Annotated in this window: 12 protein-coding genes and 1 pseudogene; 8 read left to right on the forward strand and 5 right to left on the reverse strand. The window is 47.8% G+C overall.

Annotation, left to right across the window (positions count from 1 at the left end):
- Positions 1 to 306 precede the first annotated feature (306 nt).
- On the reverse strand, positions 307 to 1,086 hold the full coding sequence (locus ON05_RS02990) for a polysaccharide deacetylase family protein (RefSeq protein ID WP_010475268.1): 780 nt from the start codon (positions 1,084 to 1,086) through the stop codon (positions 307 to 309).
- A 153-nt stretch (positions 1,087 to 1,239) separates the two neighbouring features.
- On the opposite strand from ON05_RS02990, the gene ON05_RS02995 reads away from it, so the two are divergent.
- A complete protein-coding gene (locus ON05_RS02995) occupies positions 1,240 to 1,761 on the forward strand; it encodes a hypothetical protein (RefSeq protein ID WP_236619000.1) in 522 nt (173 codons plus the stop codon).
- Between the two features lie 12 nt (positions 1,762 to 1,773).
- Positions 1,774 to 2,397, forward strand: a complete 624-nt coding sequence (locus ON05_RS03000) for a pentapeptide repeat-containing protein (RefSeq protein WP_010475270.1) — start codon at positions 1,774 to 1,776, stop codon at positions 2,395 to 2,397.
- 3 nt (positions 2,398 to 2,400) lie between these two features.
- Here the strand turns inward: ON05_RS03000 and ON05_RS03005 are convergent, their stop codons facing one another.
- Complete coding sequence (locus tag ON05_RS03005) at positions 2,401 to 3,270, reverse strand: pentapeptide repeat-containing protein (protein ID WP_236619001.1); 870 nt, start codon at positions 3,268 to 3,270, stop codon at positions 2,401 to 2,403.
- Between the two features lie 344 nt (positions 3,271 to 3,614).
- Between ON05_RS03005 and ON05_RS03010 the strand changes: the two genes are divergently transcribed.
- Both ON05_RS03010 and ON05_RS03015 read left to right on the forward strand, forming a co-directional pair.
- Positions 3,615 to 4,444 (forward strand): IS1 family transposase gene (locus tag ON05_RS03010; protein WP_262561121.1). Its coding sequence is split into 2 segments (ribosomal slippage): positions 3,615 to 3,956 and positions 3,959 to 4,444, totalling 828 coding nucleotides; the frame shifts between segments, so codons are not numbered across the junction.
- A 119-nt stretch (positions 4,445 to 4,563) separates the two neighbouring features.
- Positions 4,564 to 5,444: pseudogene (locus ON05_RS03015) on the forward strand (IS630 family transposase); the annotation flags it as partial.
- A 127-nt stretch (positions 5,445 to 5,571) separates the two neighbouring features.
- Here ON05_RS03015 and radA read toward each other — a convergent pair.
- Positions 5,572 to 7,035 carry a DNA repair protein RadA gene (gene radA, locus ON05_RS03020; protein WP_010477473.1) on the reverse strand — a complete coding sequence of 488 codons (1,464 nt, stop codon included), beginning with the start codon at positions 7,033 to 7,035 and terminating at the stop codon, positions 5,572 to 5,574.
- A gap of 158 nt (positions 7,036 to 7,193) precedes the next feature.
- Here radA and rpaB point away from each other — a divergent pair, with 158 nt between their 5' ends.
- Positions 7,194 to 7,925 carry a response regulator transcription factor RpaB gene (gene rpaB / locus ON05_RS03025; protein ID WP_010477475.1) on the forward strand — a complete coding sequence of 244 codons (732 nt, stop codon included), beginning with the start codon at positions 7,194 to 7,196 and terminating at the stop codon, positions 7,923 to 7,925.
- 77 nt (positions 7,926 to 8,002) lie between these two features.
- Here rpaB and ON05_RS03030 read toward each other — a convergent pair whose 3' ends face one another.
- Positions 8,003 to 8,791 (reverse strand): TetR/AcrR family transcriptional regulator, encoded by a 789-nt coding sequence (locus tag ON05_RS03030; RefSeq protein WP_039781328.1) that lies wholly within the window; start codon positions 8,789 to 8,791, stop codon positions 8,003 to 8,005.
- 49 nt (positions 8,792 to 8,840) lie between these two features.
- Here ON05_RS03030 and ON05_RS03035 point away from each other — a divergent pair, with 49 nt between their 5' ends.
- From ON05_RS03035 to ON05_RS03045, 3 genes are all read left to right on the forward strand, one after another.
- Positions 8,841 to 9,839, forward strand: coding sequence for a Rieske 2Fe-2S domain-containing protein (locus ON05_RS03035; RefSeq protein WP_029315475.1), 999 nt, complete (start codon positions 8,841 to 8,843; stop codon positions 9,837 to 9,839).
- Between the two features lie 122 nt (positions 9,840 to 9,961).
- Positions 9,962 to 12,490, forward strand: a complete 2,529-nt coding sequence (locus tag ON05_RS03040) for a sigma 54-interacting transcriptional regulator (protein WP_010477481.1) — start codon at positions 9,962 to 9,964, stop codon at positions 12,488 to 12,490.
- A 119-nt stretch (positions 12,491 to 12,609) separates the two neighbouring features.
- A complete protein-coding gene (locus ON05_RS03045; protein WP_029315476.1) occupies positions 12,610 to 13,197 on the forward strand; it encodes a bifunctional 2-polyprenyl-6-hydroxyphenol methylase/3-demethylubiquinol 3-O-methyltransferase UbiG in 588 nt (195 codons plus the stop codon).
- Positions 13,198 to 13,240: 43 nt separating this feature from the next.
- Here the strand turns inward: ON05_RS03045 and ON05_RS03050 are convergent, their stop codons facing one another.
- Entirely contained in the window at positions 13,241 to 13,873 is a 633-nt protein-coding gene (locus ON05_RS03050; RefSeq protein WP_236619081.1) for a bifunctional 2-polyprenyl-6-hydroxyphenol methylase/3-demethylubiquinol 3-O-methyltransferase UbiG, read from the reverse strand.
- Between the last annotated feature and the right edge of the window lie 27 nt (positions 13,874 to 13,900).

The raw sequence follows: 13,900 nt of genomic DNA on the forward strand, positions 1-13,900 counted from the left end.
ATTTTTAATTATTATGCGATGAAATTAGCTTTGCTTCTGAAAGCGATTGGTGCCAGCAAAAGCACCAGAAAGCCACATCATGAAGAACATTATTAGGGTGATGGCTGAAGCGTGGCCCAAAATTTTGAGAGTGTCGAGAAGAACCATAACATTGTCCTCTGCTGGGTTGATAGGGTTTAGTATGCTGGGTCAGCCCATCGACAGCAGTGATCGATTTCTGGGGTGAGAGTGATAGTCATCACCCAGGCAAAAGGTGTCCTTGATCCAGCGTTTTAGGAAGAAGAGATGCACCGATTAAGGGCTGGATTAAGAGGATTCTCGGTATAGCTCAGTAAGGGTGACAACTCGATATCCTTTCTGTTCAAGCTGGGGCAAAACCTGGTTGAGGGTTTGGACAGTTCGGGTTCCCCAGGCTCCATCGGGGCCATGATCATGGAGGACAATAATGCTGCCGGGTTGGACATTGGCCAAAATTTGCTGAGCAGCAAACCCCGAAGAAGGCAGGGACGTGTCATAGGGCCAGGGTGCTCCCAGGGCAATTTTGTAGCCTTGTTGCTGGGCTATCTGAGCCATATCTGAATTACATCGACCACTACCTGGACGCATCCATGCCAGAGATGTTTGATTCTCTGAGGCGGTGAGGATCTCCTGTTCGGCCAATTGCAAAGCTGCTTTAAAGTCTGTCAGGGAAAGGTTAATGCTGGGCTCATCCACGGTGAGATGATTTCCCAACTCGTGGCCCTCGCTAACCATGTGGGAAATTAAGGCTCGGTTTTGCGGGGTAATCCGACTACTAATCAGGAAAAAGGTGGCTTTGGCGTCGTGCTCGGCCAAAGTTCGCAAGATGTTTTGGGTGGTATTGACATCTCCATTTTCCTGGTCATCCGGGCCGTCGTCAATAGTGAGGGCAACGAGCGGTTGATCCGTAGGCAGATAGAATTTAGCCCCTGGACAAATAAAGGGTGTCAAACGATCCAGCGCCCAGCGGGGCTGTACCCAAAGGATAAGCAGAACGGCAACGAATAGACCTGTGGTTAGGGCTGCGATTTGTAGTCGGTATCGAACAAAGAAGCGAAAGTTAGCCATTTAAAACAACGGATGAAGGCGGGATGAATCCTATGGTTCAGAACGAGTTCCAGCGGAATCTAACGCAAGAATCGTGACAGGAATTCCAAAAGCTGGAAAGATAAAGATTACGGAAAGTAAACATATCATTAACAAAATATTCATTCTATGAAGATGAAACAACAATATGTGATGGCAGGCATCTGTTTAGGTGCTTTAGCGTTTGCTGCTCCCGCTCAAGCGGCTGGTCGAGTGGCTGGCTATCAATATGCTGTATTTAAAGATAGTGAAGCCCCCCTCGAAGATAATATCATTCACTATATTCCTTGCTATCCCCAGAACGATTGCAATGCGTTAGCAACCAAGTTAACGACTGAACTCCGGCAAGCGCAGGTGAATCTGACTCGGGCACGGTTAACCCTAGAAAAGCCAGTTGAAGCATGGACTTTATTTACTCAACTCGATCAGCAGTTCTTGCCTCAGATTACGGATAAGAAGGGTTATAAAACGACCACTACGCAAAAGAGAGGCGTTTTCTCCTTTTATTGTCCAACCAAAACCTGCTTGGTCTATTCCTTTGGGACGGTTCGCGATCGCTTTAATTATTGGGTCACCGTAGCCAAGAGTCGCAAGCGTTGGGACTTAGGGCCTGGAAGAGGCTTTATCGAAGACAAACCTGAAAAGCTAGAGAATTAAGGTAGCGGAACTATGAACTATAAATCTTTAGCCCTGGCGTTGGGTTTGGCTGCGATCGCACTTCCAGTACAGGCAGAATTACCCGAGCATATTCAAGAATTGCTCAATACCCGTCGCTGTATCCGTTGTGATTTGTCCCGCGCCAATTTTGGCGGCATGGATCTGAGCGTCACCAACCTCCAAGGGGCAAACTTGATTTTCTCCAACTTGGAGAATGTCAACCTCAATGCCTCCAACCTGACGGGAGCCAAGCTGATTCAGGCTCGGATGTCCGATGCGAATTTGCAAACCACCAACTTAAGCGTTACGGACTTAAGTAAAGCGGATTTGCGAGGCGCTAACTTGGTGGGGGCAGATTTGCGCAGTAGTCGCATGACCTCTGCCAACCTGAAAGGGGCAAAACTGCAGCAAGCCAAGCTTCAAGGGGTTAACCTAGGGGCCGCCAATCTGAAAGGGGCGAAGCTAAATGGAGCCAATTTGTTCTCGGCTGATTTGCGCGGGGCCAACCTCCAAAATGCGGACCTATCAGGAGCCAATCTCAAGGAAGCCGATTTAAGTGGTGCAAATGTGAAGGGAATAAAACTCACGGACGCCGACCTAACGGGGGCCACCCTTCCGGATGGCATCCCCCAGTAGGTCTTACTTACAGGTTGCCAAGGCTTGAAGGGAAGCGGGGATATCCATCTGACAGAGTTTAGCCCCGCTTAAGTCTGCATTGCTAAGGTTGGCACCTCGGAGGTTGACATCTTTCATGGCAATCTTGCCCAGGTGAGCGCTGCTGAGGTCGGCTTCACTAAGATTGACGCTTTCTAAAGACGCTTTTCGTAGATCTGCGTTATTCAGCTTGGCCCCATTGAGGTTGGTGTACTTCAGTTGGGCCTGCTTGAGTTTTGCCCCTTTTAAGTTGGCTTCGCTCAGGTTGGCATTGGCTAAATAGACTTGATTAAGGGTGGCATTCTTAAGATTGCTTTTATTGAAATTAGCCTCTCTCAAATCGCTGAAATAGACACGACGAATGCCTTGGGTCGTTTCCACTACCGCGACACTAAAGTCCGCATCTTCGAGGGTTGCTTCAAATAAGTTGGCACGACGCAAATCGGCACCTTTGAGCTTGGTTTTGACTAAGGTTGCCTGGGTAAGATTGGCGTCTTGCAAGTTGGTGGCTTGCTTGAGGGTTGTGGTTAAGCTGGCTCGTCGGAGAGTGGCTTTGCTGAGATTGGCAGACTTTAAATTAGCGCTTTCTAAATTGGCATCGTCCAAATTAACGCCCTGCAAATTGGCGCCTTGCAGGTTTGCCCCTTGCAAGCTGGCACCTTTTAGATTTTGATCTTGCAAATTGGCTCCCCTAAGGTCACATCCATCACAACGGTTGGTGGCCTGTAGCTGCTGGAGATGCTCCGGGTTGGGAGTCTGAGCGCTATTGCTGGCAGCACTCAGGGGCAAAAATGCGATAGAGAAGGAAGCCAGGGCTGTTCCTATGACAAGACTGCCTTTATTCAACTGTTTCATGTAATCCACCCAAATTAAAACGGTCTGCAATAGGTATTTATTCTCTAATCACTGTACTGTGATCAGGGCAAGGTTACAAAATGCTAAGGAACCAGAAAACTGCTAAACACCTGCCTGAAAGGATTCTCATTACAGCACGCGCCAAATTAAGGTCCAAAGGGTCAAAAGACTGGTGGTTAAAACCGCTTTTTGCGGGGCCAGGGACTTAACGCCCCAGTACAGTAACCATAAGGACCAAAGGCTACCGACCAAGACCAACCAAAATAGCACCTGTATAAAGGGTCGTGCATAAAAAAAGTGTGGGTTTGCTAAACCTATAAGGAGTTGAGTTTTTCTATTCCCTGATGCAATGTCCTCTATGTGGTCATCCCAAGACCCACAAACACGGTACAACTAGTAAAGGCAGCCAACGTTACCGTTGCCCCCACTGCCACCAAACCTTCAGTGAAACCTTTGATACCCTCTATTATCGCCGTCAGATTTCTCCTCAAACGATTCAGACCATCCTTCAATCTCATGCTGAAGGCATTAGCCTGAGGGGCCTATCCCGCATCACAGGTGTGGCCTATAACACTTGTGTAAGTGTGATTCGTTCAGCGAGCCATAAAGCCCAACTGATTCACAATCAAGACGTTCAAGCTGTTTCGACTAACGTCATCAATGCAGATGAGTTGTGGTCCTTTGTCAAAAAAAGCAAAAGCACTGTGAACCAGAAGAATTGAACGTAGGGAACTGCTGGGTGGCATTAAGCCTAGCCAAAGACAGTGGCTTGGTGCTCAGTAGCCGTATTGGCAAACATACCGACGAACTCGCTCAAGAATTAATTGAGAATACTGAAGGCAAAACTGCCTGTCACCATTGGCAAACCGATGGCTGGGAAGGGTATTCACGACAATTACCCGATGAGGTGAGCCATCAAGTGAGTAAAGCCCTGACCCAACGGTTAGAGCGGACCAATGGAATAGTACGTCAACAGACTGGGCGATGGCATCGACGACAGAACAAATTTGGCAAAGTCTGGCAACAGAGTGCAGTGACCTTAAGACTGGTGCTGACCTATTTCAACTGGATCTGGTGCCACTCTCGATTCAAGAATACGGCTGCCCAACGAGCTGGACTGACGGAGCATTCCTGGGAATGGCAAGACTTAGTCACCTATCCCACACTTTGTTGAGGCACAATCGTATAAAGACTTGACTGCTCAGGGTTTGACTGTATAGGCTCAGCCAAGCCAGGCATAGCCCTACGAAACCATGTTAGTACTATTGATATAGAAGATATCCCTAAATTAATATGCCAGCACCCTAGAGTTATGACCTTCGTCGTAAAGCCGTTGATGCCTTCAAGAATGGTGAACGGAAAGTCGATATCTGTCGAATGTTGAACATCAGCGGTAATACCTTGCATCTATGGATAGTCCGCGAAGAAGCTACGGGTGACTGCCAGGCGATTACCAACTACCAACAAGGGGCTCGCCACAAGATCACAGATTGGGACCGCTTTCGTGAATTTGCTCAAGAACATGGGGGGAAAACCCAGGCCCAAATGGCCAAGCTATGGGGCGATAATGTCACCCAGCAAAATATCAGTGATGCCCTGAGGAAGCTGAGATTGAGTCGCAAAAAAAAACTTATGGCTATCGAGAACGGGATGAAACCCAACGTCAAGCCTTTATAGAGCGGTTGCAGACCAAACATCCCCATCAGATCGTCTATGTGGATGAAGCGGGCATTGATAATCGGGCAGACTATCCTTATGGATACTGTCCTGTGGGCCAACGATTTTATGACCTTAAATCCGGCAAGCGGACAGAGCGAGTCAGTTTCATTGCTGCGCTCAAAGAAAGCAAGTTATTTTCTCCTATGACCTTTGAAGGATCATGCAATCGTTTGCTATTCGAAGCATGGTTGCAGCAGAGTCTCTTACCCCAGTTACAACCTGGCGATATCATCGTGATTGATAATGCCAGTTTTCATCATGGTCAGGGTATCGAAGAAATTGTAGCTGAGGCAGGCTGTGAGATTTGGTATCTACCGAGTTATTCTCCAGATCTCAACAAAATTGAGCGATGGTGGTTTGTGCTCAAAAACTGGATGAAGCAGCGGTGGGATGAATTTGACACCTTTCGTGGTTGTGTGGACGCTGCTTTCAAAGAGTGTACTAACGTATATGCGTATTGCTATACACCAGGAAAAGTGTTATCGCATGGGAGTGGTTTTGACTTAAACCAACATGGATCACAGGTGTAGGACATATCTCACCCGATGGAAACATGATGCTTTGGGTTGGATGCTGTTCGATCTACTGTGCTGATGAGCCACCTGGAAGGGCTGCCACAATCGCGTCGGCAACTCGGGCGACGGGAATCACCTCTATATCCAAACTGGGAAAGGATTGGCCTTTGGGGATAATGGCCCGTTTAAATCCCAATTTAAGGGCTTCTTTGAGACGTAGTTCGGTTTGCGATACGGAGCGAACTTGACCCCCCAATCCCACTTCACCAATCACAACGGTGGTCGGGTCCACTAGGCGATCACGGAAGCTGGCTGCGAGTGCGATCGCAACCCCCAAATCTGCTGCAGGTTCAGCCACACTCAATCCCCCGGAAGAGGCCACATAGGCATCTAGTTTCGAGAGGGGAATGCCAAGCCGTTTCTCCAACACAGCCAGAATTTGCAGCAACCGATTATATTCAATGCCCGTGGTTGAGCGGCGAGGTGAACTGTAGCTGGTGGGGCTAACCAGGGCCTGCAGTTCCACCACAATGGGGCGGGTGCCTTCACAAGCTACAATGGTGGCCGTTCCGGGCGATACCTCTTCGCGATCGCCCAAAAATAACTCCGATGGATTCAAGACTTCCCGCAAGCCTCGATCAATCATTTCAAATACCCCGACTTCGTGAGTCGCGCCAAACCGATTTTTCACTGACCGGAGTAATCGGTGATTGGCAAACCGATCCCCTTCAAAATAGAGCACCGTATCAACTAAATGTTCTAAAACCTTGGGACCGGCGATGGCACCTTCCTTCGTCACATGGCCAACGATAAACAGCGTAATGTGGTTCCGTTTCGCCAAGCGCATCAGAGCGGACGTACATTCCCTCACCTGGGCAACGGAACCAGGGGCCGACGTTAAAGTGGAGAAAAATAGGGCTTGAATACTATCAATAATGGCCACTTGGGGTTGCAGGGAATCTAGTTCTTGCAACACCATTTCTAAATCTGTTTCCGGCAACAGGTATAAATCGGCATTCGTTGATTTGTCTTTTGATTTGGGAGGCGGATCCGTGATTTCTTTATTTAAATTTAAGGTTCCAATTCCCAATCGCTGGGCACGCAATTTAACCTGCTGGCCAGATTCTTCTGCACAAACATAGAGAACCGTTTGTCGGGCACTTAAAAAATTGACAATTTGCAACAAAAGAGTCGATTTACCAATTCCTGGATCACCGCCCACCAACACCAAGGAACCAGGGACAATACCGCCCCCCAACACCCGATCAAGTTCACTATAACCGGAGCTAAACCGCTGAATTGGCTGCTCAGAGATCTGGGTCAAAGTCAGGGAAGAAAGGGCCTTGGGTGAAGTGTTTTGACGTTGGCGATGTCGTTGTGCCAAGCGGGTTCCGTCGGTTGCTGCCGGAGTATTTGGCACCACTTGTTCGACCAAAGAATTCCAAGTGTGACAGGAGGGACATTTACCAAAAAACTGAGGAGAAGCTGCACCACATTCTTGGCAAATGTAATGAGTTCGTATTTTTGCCATATAATTCTTAAATAAAATTGAACTGTAAATATTCTTAAAGTCTTTAGTCTGAAAGCATTTCAGCGTTTTTTCCTGTTACTAACTTCATGCTAACTTAATAACAGAGGACTAAAATTTAACTTTTAGAAATGACTCGCAATTAAGGAGCATTACGGAAATTGGAAAATCATAAAGAGAAAATTCTGGTGGTCGACGATGAAGCGAGTATTCGTCGCATTCTAGAAACACGCCTCTCCATGATTGGCTACGATGTCGTCACCGCCGCAGATGGAGAAGAAGCCATCGACACATTCCATCACGCCATTCCTGACTTAGTTGTCCTTGATGTCATGATGCCAAAACTAGACGGCTATGGTGTCTGCCAAGAACTCCGCAAAGAATCCGACGTTCCCATTATTATGTTGACCGCACTAGGGGATGTCGCTGATCGAATTACCGGTTTGGAACTCGGTGCGGATGACTATGTGGTTAAACCGTTTTCACCGAAAGAATTAGAAGCTCGCATCCGCTCCGTGCTAAGGCGCGTAAGCAAAAATGGTAACTCTGGTATTCCCAGCTCCGGGGTGATCAGTGTCCATACCTTGAAGATTGATACCAATAAGCGCCAAGTCTATAAGGGAGATGAGCGCATTCGGCTCACCGGCATGGAGTTTAGCTTGCTGGAACTGTTGGTGAGTCGGTCTGGCGAAGCCTTCTCTCGTTCCGATATTTTGCAAGAAGTTTGGGGCTATACCCCAGAACGCCATGTGGATACTCGGGTGGTTGATGTTCATATTTCCCGATTGAGAGCCAAACTGGAAGAGGATCCCAGTAATCCTGAGCTGATTTTGACCGCTAGAGGCACAGGATATCTGTTTCAGCGAATTGTTGAGCCTGGGGAAATGCCTTAAGGGTTAGCTGCGCCACATTCAATTTAGTAAAGCGATGCCCTATAGATTGATATCTATAGGCGTTTTGCTATGGGAACTTATCTCTCATTTTTCAACATCACTGACTCCACAAACTGTTTCCGACAATCCTTGCAGACATAGCATTGTTGGTTTCGGCGTTTCCCATTTTTCGATAGTCGATCCGATTGGCAATGGGGGCATGTCATTACTTTCATTACATTTTGACTACGAGGAACCCCAACATGGGGTTCTAAATATGACGTGAGTAGGCTCTCGATTTGCTCCGTTAGGCGTTGACGATGGGCGACGTCGCTTGTTCGCAAGGCGGATAAGATGACGGCATTACTGCTATGGACACTGACTTCAGCTAGCAGATGACATTGGTCCGCTGGTAGAGATGGATTTCGCTCTCGCAGGATATTTGCTAAAAAGTTGATGGCCTCTTGGGTCATGCTTTCATCAATGGATTGGAACATGTCCTGTGAGGTATAAAACTGAATAAAGATGATCCGCGATACGGGATGCTCAAACAGTTCAACGGCTGCAGTGATCAGCTGATGCATCATCTGCTGTAAGGGTAACTGCACCACCTCTGGGGTATTGAGTTTACTCCAAAAAGTTTTGACCCGCTCAATGTGGCGCAGCTCCATGGCGTTAAAGATGGCGGCTTTATTGGGGAAAAACTGGTAGAGGGAGCCGACAGCAGTTCCGGCTTGGGCGGCAATTTGATGGGTAGTAGCCGCTTCATAACCGACTTGGTCAAAGACTTCTGCTGCCGCATTTAAAATTTTATCGACCCGGTCTTTGCCTCGTTGTTGTTTAGGCTGTCGACGAAGATGACTTGACGAATATGAATTATCTGTCATATTTTTAAAACACGACGAATCTTTCACAATTTTATAGCGAGCAAAGAAGATGATGCGATCTATGCTTCCGGGTGCGCCTTGGCTATTGGCGCACAAGTCGATGCTGCCCGTCAATCAACCCCTGAAGGTAACCCTGTACGGAGAAGACTATGTGCTTTGGCAAGATGGCTCAGGGACAGTGCAAGCCTTACCCAATCGCTGTCCGCATATGGGAGCGATGCTGTCGGAAGGTTGGTGTGAACCCTTGATAGACGATGGCCAATCGGGAATTGTTTGTCCCTTTCATGCGCTGCAGTTTGATGGGGCGGGCTGTACGGTTTTACCAGGATCAAACCAGAAAACATTACCTCAATTACAGCCTCCGGAGCTAATCATTCAAGGCGATTTTATCTGGTCCTATGGAGGCCATGAGCCGAAGCTTCCGATTCCCAAGATTATGAATGAAATTGCTCAAACCTATGACTTTATCGGACCTGCCGCTGACTATAGTGTGCAGACCGATTTACTGAGCATGCTGCTGGTCATGCATGACTACAATCATCAAAATGGCACTCACCGAGATTTATTTCAGATCACCGAGGTTGAATTTCATCAGTTTATCGACAATGGGCATCAATCCCATGCCTTTTACGATATGCCCACAGAAACCTATTCTTGGACGGAAAAACTGCGAAAGCCCGACTTAATGCTATTGCCCAAAACCATCAAGGCGCATTTAGAGAACTACTTTCCCAGCCTAGTGATTTTGCATGCCCAAACCCCCATGGGCAAAATTGCTCAGTGTCATTTTTTTGTGCCTGAAACGGAAAACCAGACTCGCACCTATATTTTGCTGTTTGGTCGAGTGAAGCATCCTATTTTAAAAGGGGCAGGAGGGACGTTTTTGAAATTTGGACAAGTTGCTGTTGAGCAGGATGTAGATATTTTGGGCAAGCTGTATTCGGATTCTCCCCAACAAATTAAGCTCAACAACGAAGTGGGAATGGATTGGGTGCGACGAAATTTTGAGAATTTTCCAGAAGTTGTGGCGCCAAATCTATCCAAGTGAATTGGGCAGTAGGATGGTTCTATCCCTAATCTTGAGCGGCGGTTTGAGATTAGAACCACTGGTTTGAAGGGAATGAAAATACAGCCTTTCTGACCACACCTACATTGAGGAGAAAAATTCCCATGGCATCCTCAGAGGACAAAAAGGCTTGGTTACAGGAGCATACTGATTTAAATATCTTTCCTGAAAAGATCCTGGATCGGCTGGCGAGAAAGGTAAAAGTACAGACCTTGGAAGCCAATCGGCGGTTAATTTTAGAGGATACGTTGCCGGATGCTGTATATATTTTGCGTCAAGGCCATCTTGAAAGTTATCACACCAGTTTGGTGGATACGGCCCAGGTCTGTAGCTTGTTACCGGGGGCGGTGCTACATCTATTCGATATCTTGCTTGAACAGCCGACGCTTCAAACCATCATTACTTTAACGGATTGCGAATTTTGGGTCATTTCTAAACAAGACCTGCTCAAGATCGCGGGTGAATATCAAGACGTGACCCGAATTGTGTCGCAAAAGCTATCTAAGGATTTAGCCCATGTTTCACGGGAATTGGTGGCTGAACAGGAACGACAAGCCATCCTCAGACCCTATTTGGTCCCTAGAGTAAATAGGGGAATCGTCGGTTCTAGCCGCTATGCAAAGCGGTTGCGAGAACAGCTAAAAGAGGCAGCACGCACCCGCCATTCAGCGATTATCTTTGGTGAACCCGGTCTAGAGAAGGATAATGCTGCTGCTTTGATTCACTTTGGCTCAAACCAACGACGGGAGCCGATGGTGAAGATCAACTGTAATACGCTTCAAATCAGTGGGGCCGATTTGTTCGGTCGCGTGGGGGGTAAGCCTGGGCTGCTAGAAGCGGTAGGTGAGGGTACTGTTCTTCTCAATAATATTCAAGATCTGCCGCCTTCATTATGTCCAAAGCTACGACAGCTGTTAGAAACCCAAACTTACTTACCGGTTCAAAGAGACGGGGCTGCTGTTAAGCCCCGAACCAGCAACGCTCGTTTAATCTTTACGGCTGAGAAAATTCAGCCGGAACTGGATGGGGAGATTTTTCATCGAATTAAGATACCGCCGTTGCGAGTCAGTAAGGCGGATGTGGGTGCCCAAGTTCAGTACTATATCAGTCTGCTTTCTAAAGAACAGGGTTTTGCTAAGCGCCAGCTGACCCCTGAAGCTTTACGACGACTCCAAAGCTACAATTATCCGGGCAATATTGTCGAGTTACATAGCTTGGTGGAGCGTGCGATCGCACAATCGTCTCCCAACGAAGATCTCACCGCAGAAATCTTTTGGGCGGCCCAAGATCGCCAGCAGCGCTTCCGCCTTAACCTGCTGAATGCTAACCCTTGGTTGCGCCGCTTTCTCCGTAGTCCCTGGTGGCCCACCCGCATTAACTATGGATTAGTCTTACCCCTGTTTATTTTTGTGGTGATCATTTTATTTGTGGGGCCTCAGCAGCGAAGCCAGAACTTTGCCTTGAACTTATTTTGGGCTTGGTGGTGGCCGTTGATATTAATCGGTTTTCCCTTTGTGGGCCGCCTCTGGTGCTCTGTTTGTCCCTTTATGATTTGTGGTGAACTGCTGCAAAAACTGTCTTTGTGGCTGGTGCCTAGGCAGCTGCAGCGCTGGCCCCGGCAGCAGGCCGAGCAGTGGGGGGGCTGGTTCTTGTTTAGTCTGTTTGCTTTGATTTTTCTCTGGGAAGAGCTGTGGAATTTAGAAGATACGGCCTATCTGTCGAGTTGTCTGCTGCTGTTGATTACGGCGGGGGCAGTGATTTGTTCTCAGATTTTTGAACGGCGGTTTTGGTGTCGATATCTCTGTCCCATCGGGGGAATGAACGGGCTATTTGCCAAACTGTCCATGACTGAGCTGAGGGCGCAACAAGGCACCTGTTCTGCTGAGTGCAGTACCTATCAATGCTATAAAGGTGGACCTGAAAAAGGAGAAGGACAGGAAACTGACGGTTGCCCTCTCTATTCCCATCCCGCCCAGTTGGAAGACAACCGAGACTGTGTGCTCTGTATGACCTGTTTACAGGCTTGCCCTCACCGCTCCGTTGAGTTCAATTTGCGTCCACCAGGCATTGAACTGTGGACGACCCATACCCCTCGGATCTATGAGGCCGCTCTGCTCCTACTGTTGCTAGGGGGGATATTCCTGCATCGATTACCCGAGCTGCAGACCTGGCTGGGGTTAGATTTGCAATTACAGCAATTCTCAGCTCATTTACTGGTGTCGGTGTTGGTGTTGGGAATCGCTGCTTTAATTCCTTTGCTCACCCATACAGTTCTATGTCGCATCAGTACTAAATTGAAACCTCGACCCTTTATCGAATTGGTCTATGGATATTTGCCTTTAGTTCTGGGTGGTACCTTAGCCCACTATTTAAGGTTGGGACTCACAGAAGCAGGCCAAATCCTTCCGGTCACCTGGGCCACGTTTGGTTTTTCTGGTGTCGGTCTACCCGTGTGGGTAGCTCATCCTGCGGTGGTTAGTTTTCTTCAGGGTTCTACGATATTGACGGCAGTTTTTTTGACATGGGTGCTAACTCAAAAAATTGCCCGGCAACCCATTACTGTTCTGCTGCCCCAGCATATGACCAGCCTAGGACTAGGATTCTGTTTATGGTCTGTGATTGTGGGGATTTGATTGTTGCTGGAAGAGACAAATGGATTTTATGTAGCGCTTAAGATTATCTCTAACAATTTCCCATGTCATCAACTGAAACTCACTTTTTGAACTGCCCAAATTAGATTGACGAATTAGAGATGTGGAATCAACGTTACGCTAACGACGACTATATTTACGGAACGGAACCGAATTCCTTCCTGGCTGAACATGTAGACATGCTCAGTAACCCAGTCTTATCCTTAGCGGAAGGAGAAGGACGGAATGCTGTATTTCTAGCCTCATTAGGATTTTCGGTCCTTGGCATTGATGGCTCAGAAGTGGGCCTTGCCAAAGCCCTCAAGCTGGCGCATGCCAAAGGCGTAGACATCCAAACAGAAGTGGCTGATCTTAGCCTGTTTGAACCACCAGCACATCATTACGGATCGGTTATTTCAATCTCAGCCCATCTTCCCAGCACAGTTCGCAACAGGCTTTACCCATTAGTGGAGCAATGCCTAAAACCCAACGGTATCATCCTGTTAGAGGCCTACTCAGAAAACCAAATTACTCGCGACACAGGCGGTCCAAAAGACCTTGATATGTTGATGACCTGTGCCAAAGTTGAACGTGAATTCCCCAACTGCGACCCCATACTCATGAGGGAACTGGAACGCGAAGTCCTTGAAGGGGAATATCACACTGGTATGGCCTCCGTCGTTCAGTTCATTGCCAGGAAGAGCGCTTAAATTGCCAATACCAACTTCAGACTTGATAACTGAGTTAGCTCTCTCAGGCTTTTTGTAGAACAATTCGGGTCCAAGTCACATTTCTCTTGCCTTTGACCAAGCTGGGCTGGTTTTCCAATACCTGTAGCGGCTCCAAATTCACTCTTTCTGCATCTCGCACTGTTTCCTGTCCATCTGTAGGAAATATATGTGTGCCCACTCCAGCAGGACCATGACGCAGAGAAAGAGCAAAAATCCCTGTGGGTCTCAGCAAATCAGCAATGCGCGATAAGGCAATCCTGCGTTCATGCTGATCGAGATGATGCCACACGGCTGAGGCTAGAACAAAGTCAAACCCTTCATTTCGATCTCCAAGGCTGGGCAAGAACGGGAACGAGTCATTGATCCACTCAATGCTTGTGCCATAGAGTCTTTGTGCAACCGACAGAAATTCACTAGTGGGTTCTACTGCAACTACGGTATGTCCCATATCGGCAAGCGCAGCAGCATCCCGGCCAATCCCTGAACCAACATCCAGTACATCGGATGAATCTGTGGGGATGAACTTAAGGATAGATTGATGCAGCTCTTGAAATGCGATTTTATGAGTCGCTGTCATAAATCCTTCGGTCGCTGCCGAATATCCCTTAGTTCCTTTGACCTGCAACATACTCGTTACGATCGCATTTCTACTCACTTCAATACCAAAGAGCTTTCACTGCAG

Origin of the sequence: Acaryochloris sp. CCMEE 5410 (assembly GCF_000238775.2) — a bacterium.
Classification (GTDB): domain Bacteria; phylum Cyanobacteriota; class Cyanobacteriia; order Thermosynechococcales; family Thermosynechococcaceae; genus Acaryochloris.

What these genes read in the sequence shown, in the direction of transcription:
- ON05_RS02990 (WP_010475268.1), bottom strand. Translation starts at nt 1,086, where the DNA reads ATGGCTAACTTTCGCTTCTTTGTTCGATACCGACTACAAATCGCAGCC.
- ON05_RS02995 (WP_236619000.1), top strand. Translation starts at nt 1,240, where the DNA reads ATGAAACAACAATATGTGATGGCAGGCATCTGTTTAGGTGCTTTAGCG.
- ON05_RS03000 (WP_010475270.1), top strand. Translation starts at nt 1,774, where the DNA reads ATGAACTATAAATCTTTAGCCCTGGCGTTGGGTTTGGCTGCGATCGCA.
- ON05_RS03005 (WP_236619001.1), bottom strand. Translation starts at nt 3,270, where the DNA reads ATGAAACAGTTGAATAAAGGCAGTCTTGTCATAGGAACAGCCCTGGCT.
- radA (WP_010477473.1), bottom strand. Translation starts at nt 7,035, where the DNA reads ATGGCAAAAATACGAACTCATTACATTTGCCAAGAATGTGGTGCAGCT.
- ON05_RS03030 (WP_039781328.1), bottom strand. Translation starts at nt 8,791, where the DNA reads ATGACAGATAATTCATATTCGTCAAGTCATCTTCGTCGACAGCCTAAA.
- ON05_RS03035 (WP_029315475.1), top strand. Translation starts at nt 8,841, where the DNA reads ATGATGCGATCTATGCTTCCGGGTGCGCCTTGGCTATTGGCGCACAAG.
- ON05_RS03040 (WP_010477481.1), top strand. Translation starts at nt 9,962, where the DNA reads ATGGCATCCTCAGAGGACAAAAAGGCTTGGTTACAGGAGCATACTGAT.
- ON05_RS03045 (WP_029315476.1), top strand. Translation starts at nt 12,610, where the DNA reads ATGTGGAATCAACGTTACGCTAACGACGACTATATTTACGGAACGGAA.